Annotated in this window: 12 protein-coding genes and 1 rRNA gene; 2 read left to right on the forward strand and 11 right to left on the reverse strand. The window is 70.5% G+C overall.

What is annotated here, in order from left to right; all coding sequences use genetic code 11:
• Both GXZ33_RS06735 and GXZ33_RS06740 read left to right on the forward strand, forming a co-directional pair.
• Positions 1-138 (forward strand): transposase (locus GXZ33_RS06735; protein ID WP_291340091.1); only part of this gene is annotated, 138 nt, incomplete at its 5' end.
• 256 nt (positions 139-394) lie between these two features.
• Positions 395-571, forward strand: coding sequence for a transposase (locus tag GXZ33_RS06740; protein WP_291340080.1), 177 nt, complete (start codon positions 395-397; stop codon positions 569-571).
• Between the two features lie 6 nt (positions 572-577).
• Here GXZ33_RS06740 and xerD read toward each other — a convergent pair whose 3' ends face one another.
• From xerD to rrf, 11 genes are all read right to left on the reverse strand, one after another.
• On the reverse strand, positions 578-1,477 hold the full coding sequence (gene xerD / locus GXZ33_RS06745) for a site-specific tyrosine recombinase XerD (protein WP_291340081.1): 900 nt from the start codon (positions 1,475-1,477) through the stop codon (positions 578-580).
• Entirely contained in the window at positions 1,474-2,133 is a 660-nt protein-coding gene (locus GXZ33_RS06750) for an NUDIX hydrolase (RefSeq protein WP_291340082.1), read from the reverse strand. The genes xerD and GXZ33_RS06750 overlap by 4 nt, the downstream gene beginning before the upstream one ends.
• Positions 2,134-2,157: 24 nt before the next feature.
• Positions 2,158-3,075: a copper transporter gene (locus GXZ33_RS06755; RefSeq protein ID WP_291340083.1), complete on the reverse strand. Its 918-nt coding sequence runs from the start codon at positions 3,073-3,075 to the stop codon at positions 2,158-2,160.
• An 11-nt stretch (positions 3,076-3,086) separates the two neighbouring features.
• On the reverse strand, positions 3,087-4,271 hold the full coding sequence (gene steA / locus GXZ33_RS06760) for a putative cytokinetic ring protein SteA (protein WP_291340084.1): 1,185 nt from the start codon (positions 4,269-4,271) through the stop codon (positions 3,087-3,089).
• A gap of 23 nt (positions 4,272-4,294) precedes the next feature.
• Positions 4,295-6,022 (reverse strand): DNA repair protein RecN, encoded by a 1,728-nt coding sequence (recN, locus tag GXZ33_RS06765; RefSeq protein WP_291340085.1) that lies wholly within the window; start codon positions 6,020-6,022, stop codon positions 4,295-4,297.
• A 27-nt stretch (positions 6,023-6,049) separates the two neighbouring features.
• Complete coding sequence (locus GXZ33_RS06770; protein WP_291340086.1) at positions 6,050-6,979, reverse strand: NAD kinase; 930 nt, start codon at positions 6,977-6,979, stop codon at positions 6,050-6,052.
• Positions 6,980-7,801, reverse strand: a complete 822-nt coding sequence (locus GXZ33_RS06775; RefSeq protein WP_291340087.1) for a TlyA family RNA methyltransferase — start codon at positions 7,799-7,801, stop codon at positions 6,980-6,982.
• Positions 7,802-7,810: 9 nt separating this feature from the next.
• A complete protein-coding gene (locus GXZ33_RS06780) occupies positions 7,811-7,969 on the reverse strand; it encodes a hypothetical protein (RefSeq protein WP_291340088.1) in 159 nt (52 codons plus the stop codon).
• 5 nt (positions 7,970-7,974) lie between these two features.
• Positions 7,975-8,958 (reverse strand): HAD-IIA family hydrolase, encoded by a 984-nt coding sequence (locus tag GXZ33_RS06785; protein WP_291340089.1) that lies wholly within the window; start codon positions 8,956-8,958, stop codon positions 7,975-7,977.
• Between the two features lie 28 nt (positions 8,959-8,986).
• The gene (locus GXZ33_RS06790; RefSeq protein ID WP_291340090.1) at positions 8,987-9,955 is read right to left on the reverse strand and encodes a hypothetical protein; all 969 of its coding nucleotides are present in this window, start codon (positions 9,953-9,955) and stop codon (positions 8,987-8,989) included.
• A gap of 117 nt (positions 9,956-10,072) precedes the next feature.
• Positions 10,073-10,190 (reverse strand): 5S ribosomal RNA (rrf, locus tag GXZ33_RS06795).
• Between the last annotated feature and the right edge of the window lie 4 nt (positions 10,191-10,194).

The following is a 10,194-nucleotide window of genomic DNA, read 5'->3' on the forward strand; positions in this document are numbered from 1 at the left end:
AACGGCCCGGTCGAAGCCATCAACGGACGGCTTGAGCACCTACGCGGCATCGCACTCGGGTTCCGGAACCTCGACCACTACATCTTGCGGTCACTGATCCACTCCGGGCAGCTGCAGGCCAGGATCAACGCACTCTAAATCGTGAAGAGCCAGAAAAGTTCACGTGGGCATTGATGCGGACTGTGGGGTGCCTTGGTGATCGCCCTTGTCCTGGCAGCAATCCGGGTGCCATCCACCGGGCGTGGGCGACCACGATCTCGACCCGAGCGGGTGCTGGCGGATTAGGCATGTTCTTCACACGCGAACTGTAAGTATCTGCTGTCACGAGGAATCAAGGCCAAGATCTCCCAGCCGAAGGATCAAGTCGCCCACCGGCGGCGCAGGGGATCGACCGGTGGCCGACCCTGCCTTCGACACCGCAGCCTATCGGCGTCGCAACACCGTGGAACGGGGCATTAACCGGATCAAGCAGCACCGCGGGTGTGCCACCCGTTTCGACAAACTAGCGGTGCACTTCGAGGCGACGGTTCAGGTAGCGGTGATCCGGCACTGGCTGAAACGACGTTCGTAACACCGCCTAAGCCCGCGGATGCGCCTCCCGCCACACCTGCCGGAGGTTCTCCGCGGTGACGTGAGTGTAGATCTGCGTCGTCGTCACGGAGGAGTGTCCGAGCAGTTCCTGGACGACGCGGACGTCGGCACCGCCCTCGAGCAGGTGCGTGGCGTAGGAGTGCCGCAGGGTGTGCGGGGAGATGTCCTTGTCCAGCCCCGCCCGCTCGGCGGCCTTCTTCAGCACCGCCCACGCACTCTGGCGGGACAGTGCTCCCCCGCGCGTGTTGAGCAGCAGGGCGTGCGACTTGCCCTGCGCGAGGACCGGACGGGCGCGCACGAGGTAGGCCTCGACCGCCTCGAGCGCCTTGGAGCCCACCGGGACGAGGCGCTGTTTGCCGCCCTTGCCGGAGATCCGCAGGATGCCGTCGGTGTCGGTGACGTCGTCGACAAGCAGTCCCGTGACCTCCGAGATGCGCGCCCCGGTGCCGTAGAGCAGTTCGAGGAGAGCGCGGTCGCGCAGGTCCAGCGGGGTGGCCAGGTCATCGGTGGGGACGGCCTCGATGAGGGTGGCCACCTCGTCGATGGACAGGGTGTCGGGCAGGTGGCGGCCGGTGCTCGGGGGTGAGACCTCGGCGGCGACGTCGACGCCGAGCACGCCCTCCCGGACGGCGAACTTGTGCAGGCCCCGGGCGACCACGAGGGCACGTCCCGCGGAGCTCGCCGCCAGGCCGGAGCGTCGCAGGTCGGCGACGTAGGCCTCGATGTCGGCGGTGGCGACGTCCGCCAGGTCCGTCCGTCCGGCCTCCTCGAGCCAGTCGAGGTAGCGGTTGATGTCGCGGCGGTAGTTGGTGAGGGTGTTCTCGGAGAGGCCCCTTTCAACGGCGAGGTGGTCGAGCCAGGTGTCCGCGATGCCGCGGGCCGTCACGGCATCCTCTTCAGGTCCGGGCCGACGTCTGCTTCCCGACGCCGCGCCGCCAACGTCTGCGGCCGCCACGGATTGGGCGTGTCGACGGGCCGGGACTGTCCCCGTCCGGCGAGCACCTCCGCAGCCGTCATGATGCCGGCGATGGCGATGGAGTTGATGATCTCGCCGCGCAGCACCATGGCGCGGGCCTCCTCCAGGGGTGTCCAGGAGAAGGTCATGTCGGCCTCCTCGTGCTCCACCTCGCCACGGTCGACCTCATGCAGGTCGCGGGCGAGGTAGACGCGGACGGTCTCCTCGCAGAACCCGGGCGAGGTGACCAGGTCGCACAGGACCTCCCAGCGCCCGGCGGCCAGGCCGGCCTCCTCGGCGAGTTCCCGCTGCGCGGTGACGTGCTCATCCTCCCCGTCGATGTCGAGGATGCCGGCGGGCAGCTCCCACAGGCGGGCCTGCACGCTGTGGCGGTACTGGCGGACCAGGGCGATCTCCCCGTCCCGCTCGGCGACGACGGCCACGGCCCCGAAATGCTCGACGATCTCCCGCCGCCCGGTGCCTCCACCCGGCATCGCGAGGGTGTCGCGGCGCAGGGCGAGGATGGGGGATTCGTGCAGGAGCTCCGAATCGAGGACGTCGAACTGGTGGTTACCGGGGGTGGTCATGCCCACTAATCTACCCAGCCGCCCCTAGGGCGCCGGGCTGGCCGCCTCAGCGGACACCGCGGAGCCGTAGGAACCGGTCTCGCCCGCCAGTTGCTCACGCACGGCGAGCACGGTGGCCATCCGGCCGACGGCGCGGTCGACGGAGTCCACGGTGGACACCCCGTTGTCCGCCGTGGCACGCACCAGGCCGACGGCGCCGGTGTCGGCGGCGGTGTGGATGCGTCCGGCCAGGACGGCACCGTTGCCGCGGGCGTCGAGGGCCCCGACGAAGTCGGCGAGCGTGCGGGCGGCGAGGCCCCGGGTGCCGTCATCGTCACCGGTGATCACCACCGCGACCTGGGCCGGCAGGATCGTCCCGTCCTCGTAGTCGAGGAAACCGGCGTCCCGCAGGGCACGCAGCAGGAGTCCACGTTCCTCGGAGCTGGCCTGCTCCTCGCCCGATTCAGGGGCGAGCATGAGCGCCGAGCCGAGCGCCTCCCCGGCGTGCAGCCCCGGGTCCAGGCGGTCCTCGGACAGCTGTGCCCCGGCGGGCAGGGTGTTGGCCACGATGGACTTGAGCTGATCGGCGCCTTCGGCGGTGAGGAACTGCTCCGCCAGGGTGATGGTGCCGGCGTTGACGGCGCCGGCGTCGGCGAGCAGCTCCCCGACGCCCGCCACATCCTCCTCCACCGCATCCGCGGTGCGGAAGACCAGGACCGGACGGTCGCTCAGGGTGTCGGTGACCGCCCCCGCCGCGAGTTCGCCGACGACGCTGTCCGCGGAGGCCGCCTGGGCCTCGGCGATGTCGGCCCGCTCCGCGGCCGCCTCCAGCTCGAGGGTGCTCCGGCCGGACCCCTCCGGCATGTTCGGCGCGAGCACGAGAGTGCCCAACGCGACGCCGGCGGCGACGCCGAACCCGATGCCGCCGATGAGCCAGCCTGCACGGCCGGTGGTGGAACCCATGATCTGCTCCCCTACTTGAACCAGCCCTGGAAAGTCAGCGCGATGCTGTTCCAGGTGTCGATGAGATTGTCACTGAAGCTCTCCGGACCGGACAGACCCACGATGAGCACGATCGCGGCGGCGGCCACGAGGACGCCCAGGACCGCCCACAGCCAGGCGGTGCCGCGGCCGGAGTTGACGGTGTACAGGTCGGAGATCGCGGAGGCGTCGACGAGGCGGGCCCCCAGCTTGGAGCGGGTGAGCATCGCGGTCGGCGTGGCCGCCGGGTCATTCGCGAAGACCGCGTCCAGGTCGAAGGGGCTGCCCGCGTTCACGATGAGCTGCGCCCCGTGGTAGTCGGCCAGCAGCAGCGCCAGGTCGGTGGCGGAGTCGGTCGCCGCCGGGAAGGTCATGGCGCCGACGCCGAGGTCCTGGATCCGCTCGAGGCCCGCGGCGTGACCGTCCGGGTCGGCCGGCAGGATGACGCGCCCGCCGCTGCGCAGCGTGTCCGCCCCGATACCCGCCGGGTTGCCGACGATGAGGTCCGGCTTGTAGCCGAGCTCCAGCAGCGTGTCCGCGGCCGCGTCGACGCCGATGATGACCGGGTCGTACTCACGGATGAAGTTACGCAGCAGCTTCACCTCGTTGCGGTGGTCCGGGCCGGGGCTGACCACGAGCGCCTTGCGGCCCGCGATGTCCGCGCCGGTGTCCGGGATGCCGAGGCCGTCGATGAGCAGCGGCCCCTCGGAGTGGATGAACTGGATGGTGTTGCCGAAGAACGCCTCCATGTGGTCGACCAGCGACTGCTGTGCCTCGGTGAAGCTGGCCTCCGCCGCGTCCGCGGTGAGGACCCTGCCGGAGCCGATCTGCCGTTCCCCGAGGTGGACGGCGCCGTCCTCGGTGATGCGCCCCTTCTTGCCGTCGCGGATGCCGGCGGCGAGGTCGACGCCGGTGTCCTCGACGAGGAGGACCTCGGCGTCGAGAAGCATGTGTGGTCCGAAGTTGGGGACCGCTCCCGTGGAGAACCGCGACATGTTCACGACGGCCGCGGGGCCGGCGTCGATGAGCAGCTGGGCGTCACGGCGCGAGATGTCGGCGGTGTTGATGACGGCGATGTCACCGGCGCGCAGGCGCTGGAGGCCCTTGCCTCCGGCGGTGCAGTCGCGGAAGGTGCCCTGCAGACCGGGCAGGTCGGCGGTGCGGGAGAACAGACTCATGTGGCTATTGTGACGGTCGGGACCTACCCGGTGGTGAAGGCGCGCCGCTCGCTGCGGGCCCGTTCCAGCAGCTCCGCCGCATGGGCGCGTCCGGTGTCGGTGTCGTCGAGGCCCGCGAGCATGCGCGCCAGCTCCTCCACGCGCTCCTCCGCGCTGAGGGTGAGCACGCCCGAGGTCACCGCCTCATCGCCCACGTTCTTGGCGACGTGCAGGTGCGTGTCCGCGTAGGCCGCCACCTGCGGCAGGTGCGTCACGACGATCACCTGGTTCCGGGTGGCCAGCCGCGCCAGGCGCCGCCCGATCTCCACCGCCGCGCGGCCGCCGACACCGGCGTCGACCTCGTCGAAGACCAGCGTCGCACCCTGCGTCCCCGCGGAGAGGATGACCTCCAGCGCCAGCATGACGCGGGAGAGCTCACCACCCGAGGCACTCGACGCCAGGGGCCGGGGCTCCGCGGAGGCGTTGGGGGCGAGCATGAGCTCGACCTCATCCGCGCCGTCCGCGCCCGGGGCGACCTTCCGCACATCCACCGTCAGCCGTGACTTCGCCATCGCCAGCCCCTGCAGCTCAGCGGTCACCTCGGTGCCCAGCGCCGCGGCGGCCTTCCCGCGGGCCGTGCTCAGTTTCCGCGCGGCCGCCTTCATCTTCTTCTCGGCGGCGGCGACCTGCTTCTTCAGCTCGTCGAGAGCCTCGGAGGAGATGTCGATGCGCCCCAGCCGCGTGCGCGCCTTGTCCCGCCAGGCCAGCACACCGTCGATGTCGGGGGCGTACTTGCGGGTGAGCATCTTCAGCTGCTGCTGACGCTGGAGCGACTCCTCCAGCAGCGAGGGGTCCGCCGGCAGGTCGGCGAGGAAACCACCGAGCTCGACGGCGATGTCACTGAGCTGGCTGGTGATCTCCGTCAACCGGGCCCCCAGCTCCGTGAGCTGGTCGTCCTCCGAGGCGGTCAGCGCGGCCTCCGCGCGGCCCAGGAGCGTCGAGGCGGGGTCCTCCTCGGAGTAACCGCCGAAGGTCTCCGGCCCGTCGATGGCGGTGAGCGCCGTGGAGGCCTCCTCCCGGAGCGTGTCGACGTCCTGCAGCCGCCGGATCTGCGTGACCAGCTCCACGTCCTCCCCCGGTTCGGGTTCCACGGCGTCGATCTCGTCGAGGGCGAACTGCAGGCGGTCGATCTCCTGGGCCAGTTCGCGGCGGGACTCGGTGCGCTGCCGCAGGTCCCAGGCCAGGTCACGCCAGGTGCGCCACGCCGCCCGGTAGTCGGCCAGCAGCGGGGCGATCGCCGGATCGAAACGGTCCAGCGCCGCCAGCTGCTGGTCGGGGGCGAGCAGGCGGAGCTGATCGTTCTGGCCGTGGATGGTGAGCAGCGGGCCGGTGAACTCCGCGAGAGTGGCTGCCGGGACGGAACGGCCGCCCAGGTGCGCCCGGGAACGCCCCGCGGCGTTGACGGTGCGGGAGGCGATGAACTCGCCGTTCTCGTCGGCGCGGCCCCCGGCGGCATCGACCAGCTCAGTCACCTGCGCGGACACCTCAGGGGCCAGCGCCGTGGTGACGAAACGGCCCTCGACCACCGCCTGCGGGGCCCCGCTGCGCACGCGGGAGGCGTCGGCGCGGCCCCCGGCGAGCAGACGCAGGCCGGTGACGACCATCGTCTTGCCGGCGCCCGTCTCACCCGTCAGGACGGTCAGTCCCGCGGCGAGTTCAGCGGACGCGGCCGGGATGACACCGAGGTTCTCGATGGCGATGTCTGCAAGCATGCCGACAACACTACCCGAACAACTGTGCTAGTTCTCCTTGGCCGGCGGAGTCGTGCGCGGACCACGCCACCCCGAGACCGGGAGGCGCAGCTTGGTGACCAGACGGTCGGTGAACGTCGATTCGTCGAGACGCACCCACCGCACCGGACGGGCGCCGCGGACCACCTCGACGCGCGAACCGGGCGGCATCGGGATGGGACGGAAACCGTCCATGACCGCCATCGCCGGGGAGGCGTCCGGGTTGGACTCGACGGCCACCGTCGACCGCGGGGACACGACCAGCGGCTTGGTGAACAGTGCGTGGGCGTTGTTCGGTACGACGAGGATCGCGTCGAGCTCCGGCCACAGCACCGGGCCACCGGCGGAGAAGGCGTAGGCGGTCGAACCCGTCGGGGTGGAGATGAGCACGCCGTCGCAGCCGAAGGAGGACACCGGACGGCCGTCCACCTCCAGGATCGCGTCGAGCACGCCGCGACGGTTGAGGTTCTCCACGCTCACCTCGTTGAGGGCCCAGCCGCGGCCGATGACCTCGAGGTCGTTGTCCAGGACGGTGACGTCCACCGTCATCCGGTCCTCCACGCGGTAGGAACGGTCGATGACCCGCTGGATCGCGGCGTCGAGGGACTCCGCCTCCCACTCGGCGAGGAAGCCGACGTGCCCGAGGTTGATGCCCAGGACGGGCACGTCCACGGCGTGCGCCAGGTCGGCGGCGCGGAGGAAGGTGCCGTCACCACCCAGGACGAGGACGAGCTCACAGCCCTCCGCGGCGTCCGCGGTGTGGGTGACGCGCTCCAGCGGCGCGAGGATCCGGCTGCCCTCGAGCGGGCGGCCGTCCTGGTGGACGAGGACGCGGACGGTGATGCCGGCGGCGTCGAGAAGCTCGGCGGTACGTTCCGCGGCGGAGAGGTTCTTGCTGCGGCCCGTGTGCGGGACGAGCAGCACCTGACGGTCGGTCATTTAAGGACCCTCCTGCACGGCAGTGGTGATCATGGACTCCAGCTGTTCCGGGCTCGGGGCGGTGGCGCCGCCGTCCTTGACCAGCCATAGGAAGTATTCTACGTTTCCGCTGGGGCCGGGCAGCGGTGAGGCCACCACCCCCCGGCAGCTCAGACCCAGCGTGAGGGCGAACTCGGCGACCTCGCGGGTCACCTCCGCGCGCAGCTGCGGGCTGCGCACCACCCCGCCGGAGCCGAGGCGGTCCTTGCCCACCTCGAACTGCGGCTTGACCATCGGCAGCAGGTCAGCGCCGTCCCGCAGTGAATCGGCGATGGCCGGCAGCGTCAGGCGCAGGGAGATGAACGAGAGGTCACCGACCATCATGTCGCAGGGGCCGCCGCACATCTCCGGGGTGAGGGTGCGCACGTTCGTCCGGTCCAGCACGGTCACCCGGGGGTCATTCTGCAGACGCCAGATGAGCTGCCCGTAACCGACGTCGGCGGCGACGACCTCCGCGGCGTCACGACGCAGCAGCACGTCCGTGAAACCGCCGGTCGAGGCGCCCGCGTCGAGCACCTTCTTCCCCGCGACGCTCAGCCCCTGCGGTTCGAAGGCATCGAGAGCGCCGAGCAGCTTGTGGGCGCCCCGGGAGGCCCAGTCCTCGTCCGCGGCCTCCTCCACACGGATGGAGACCTCCGGTTCCACGACGGTCGCCGGCTTCTGCGCCTGGAATCCACCGACGTACACGCGGCCTGCCTTGATCATGTCGACCGCCTGCTCGCGCGAGCGGGCGATCTTCCGGCGGACGAGCTCGGCGTCGAGTCGTCGACGGGTGGGAGCCATGGAAGCCTCCTAGTGTCCCTGTTGGAGCGCGCGATGCAGGACCGCATGCGCGCGGGTGAGTTGATCGGCCTCCTCGGCCGGGGTGGTGACGGTCTCCGCGAGGATCTCCGCCACCTGCTTCTCGACGTCCTCCGGCTGCGGCCTCACCAGGTCAGCCGGGTTGACCATCGGCCTCACCACCAGTCGGAGACGGCGCGGGCGGCGTGCTCGCTGATCGGGCGGATGAGGTCGGCGGGCTTCTTCATGGCCCAGGCGACCTCGAGCACGGTGCGCAGTGCCTGGATGGAGGTGGACTCGGGGCGGCCGCGGTCGAGCAGGATGTCGTTGCCGTCGACGCGCGCGGTGAAACCACCCTGGGCGCCGGGGCGCAGGACGGCCGCGTCCTCGGTCAGCGCGCTGAGGTTCTCGGCGACGTAGGTGGGACGCAGCTCCTTCGGGGCCTCCAGCAGCGCGATGTGCCCGGAGACGCCCGTGAGGACGTGGAAGGTCGGCATTCCGGCGGCGTTGCCGCCCTCGATGTCGGTGTCCAGGCGGTCGCCCACCACCAGCGGGCGCTGGGCGTTGAGGCGTCGGGCGGCGGTGTGGAACATCGCCGGCTCCGGCTTACCCGCCGAGGTCGGGGTGACCTCCGTCGCGGAGACCACCGCCGCCACCATCGAACCGTTGCCCACCAGCAGGCCCCGCTCGGAAGGCAGGGTGGTGTCCAGGTTGGAGGCGAAGTAGGTGGCGCCGTTGCGGATCGCCAGGGCCGCCTCCGACAGTTCCGCCCAGCCGGCCTCCGGATCCAGGCCCTGGAGGACGGCCTTCGGCTGCTCGGCCGCCGAGTCGACGACCCGGTAGCCCGCGGCACGCACGAGGTCACGGAAGGACTCCGTGCCGATGACGTACACGGCGTCACCGGCCTGCAGGTGCTCCGCAGCCAGGTCGATGGCTGCCTGCGCGGCGGTGACGACGTCCGCTGCCCCCGCATCCAGACCGATGGCCTGCAGCTTCTCGGCGACGGACTCCGGGGAGCGCATCGCGTTGTTGGTGATGTAGACGCCCGGAACCCCGGCGGCGTTGATCGCCTCCACCGCTCCGGCGACGGCGCGTCCCCCTTCCCAGACAGTTCCGTCGAGGTCGAGGAGAAGGGCATCATGGGTACGCAGGAGACTCATGGTGTCCAAGCTTAGTGGTTCCGGATGATCAGGACAGTTCCGACAGTCGCTCAGCCGCGTCGAGCATGTCGTCCTCGTCGATCTTGTCGGCGTGGGCGAACCACTCCTTCGCCTCCTCCACGCGACCGGCGGCCACCAGCGCATCAGCGTAGGCGTAGGACAGGCGGGCGTTCACCGCCCCCTGCGAGGACAGGTCCGGGTTGAGACGCTGCAGCGTGATCACGGCGCTCTCCGGCTGATTCATGTCCAGGCGGGCGCCGGCGATGACGATGCCGAGCTCCACCGCCCCCTCGCGGTCCAGCATGCGGGCCTCATCCGAACGCCCCATCTCGACGGCCTTCTCCGGACGTCCGAGACCGCGCTCGCAGTCGGCCATGACGGCCATGAACCCCGGTCCACCGGACATACGACGGGCGGCGCGCAGCTCCGAGAGGGCCTCCCGCCACTCGCCGGCCCGGTAGGCGGCGATGCCGTTGGTCTCACGCGCCACGGCGACGCGGCCGGCACGGTCCTTCGCGGCCCGGGCGTGACGCAGAGCCAGCTTCGGGTCGTCCTCCATCAGGGTCGCCGCCATGAACATGTGCTTGGCGACAGCCTCCGCATTATCCTTGCTCAGCACCTTCAGGTCCTGCAGCACCATCGGATCCAGGACGTGGATGTCGATGTCGTCCGGCAGATCCGGCTCGGTCATCCGCTTGTTGATGCGTTCCTCACGGAAGCCCGAACGCTGCGGCGAGGAACGGGTGTGCTGCGAGCGCTCGGCGCCGGCCCGCTGTGCGTGACGACGCTCGCCACCACCGCGACGGTTGTCCCGGTTGCCGCGCTCCCCCCACCGCTCGTCCCGACGTCCCTCACGCCGATCCCCACGCTCGCCGCGCGGGCTGTCACGCCAGTCACGGTCATCACGGTCGCCGCGGGGACGACGGGGTGCTCCCCCACGCTGCGGCCGGCCCCCGCGGGGATTGTTCTGGTGGTCACGATTCGGGCGATCAGACATAAGACTATATTCTCCCATAAGTTCTGCCCGGGGGCAGAAACGACGAAAGCGCCGCCTGCCGAGGAGATGTTTCTCAACTCGACAGGCGGCGCCTTACATTCCTCTTTTAAATTTTAGCGTCGGCGGCAACCTACTCTCCCACACCCTCCCGAGTGCAGTACCATCAGCGCGGGCAGGCTTAGCTTCCGGGTTCGGAATGGGACCGGGCGTTTCCCTGCCGCTATCAACCACCGACACAC

Source organism: Corynebacterium sp. (assembly GCF_012838985.1).
Taxonomy (GTDB): Bacteria; Actinomycetota; Actinomycetes; order Mycobacteriales; family Mycobacteriaceae; genus Corynebacterium.